Source organism: Enterobacteriaceae endosymbiont of Donacia dentata (assembly GCF_012570745.1).
GTDB lineage: Bacteria > Pseudomonadota > Gammaproteobacteria > Enterobacterales > Enterobacteriaceae.
Genome location: NZ_CP046212.1, coordinates 745 through 2019 on the forward strand (window position 1 = coordinate 745; position 1275 = coordinate 2019).

Below are 1275 nucleotides of genomic sequence, written 5' to 3' on the forward strand. Positions count from 1 at the left end.
TAGCTGGTCTGAGAGGATGATCAGCCACACTGGAACTGAGACACGGTCCAGACTCCTACGGGAGGCAGCAGTGGGGAATATTGCACAATGGGCGAAAGCCTGATGCAGCTATGCCGCGTGTATGAAGAAGGCCTTCGGGTTGTAAAGTACTTTCAACAAGAAAGAAAAAATAAAATCTAATATATTTTATTCTTGACGTTACTTGGAAAAGAAGCACCGGCTAACTCCGTGCCAGCAGCCGCGGTAATACGGAGGGTGCTAGCGTTAATCGGAATTACTGGGCGTAAAGAGCACGTAGGCGGTTAATTAAGTCAGATGTGAAATCCCTAAGCTTAACTTAGGAACTGCATTTGAAACTAATTAACTTGAGTTTCGTAGAGGGGGGTAGAATTCCAGGTGTAGCGGTGAAATGCGTAGATATCTGGAGGAATACCAGTGGCGAAGGCGACCCCCTGGACGAATACTGACGCTCAGGTGCGAAAGCATGGGGAGCAAACAGGATTAGATACCCTGGTAGTCCATGCTGTAAACGATGTCGACTTGAAGGTTGTAAGCTTGACTTGTAACTTTCGTAGCTAACGCGTTAAGTCGACCGCCTGGGGAGTACGACCGCAAGGTTAAAACTCAAATGAATTGACGGGGGCCCGCACAAGCGGTGGAGCATGTGGTTTAATTCGATGCAACGCGAAAAACCTTACCTGGTCTTGACATCCATGGAATTTAATAGAGATATTTAAGTGCCTTCGGGAACCATGAGACAGGTGCTGCATGGCTGTCGTCAGCTCGTGTTGTGAAATGTTGGGTTAAGTCCCGCAACGAGCGCAACCCTTGTCCTTTGTTGCCATCAGTTTAGCTGGGAACTCAAAGGAAACTGCCGGTGATAAACCGGAGGAAGGTGAGGACGACGTCAAGTCATCATGGCCCTTACGACCAGGGCTACACACGTGCTACAATGGTATATACAAAGGGAAGCATCCTCGTAAGAGTAAGCGGATCTCACAAAATATATCTTAGTTCGGATTGGAGTCTGCAACTCGACTCTATGAAGTCGGAATCGCTAGTAATCGTAGATCAGAACGCTACGGTGAATACGTTCCCGGGCCTTGTACACACCGCCCGTCACACCATGGGAGTGGGTTGTAAAAGAAGTAAATTGCTTAACCATTTTTTGGAGGGCGTTTACCACTTTGTGATTCATAACTGGGGTGAAGTCGTAACAAGGTAACCGTAGGGGAACCTGTGGTTGGATCACCTCCTTTACTATAAGTAAGTACA

The 1275-nt window shown here is 47.5% G+C and carries 1 rRNA gene (only partly in view); it reads left to right on the top strand.

Annotated features, from left to right (window positions below):
* Nucleotides 1-1168, top strand: a 16S ribosomal RNA gene (locus GJT90_RS02250); it begins 744 nt to the left of the window's first position.
* Nucleotides 1169-1275 lie beyond the last annotated feature (107 nt).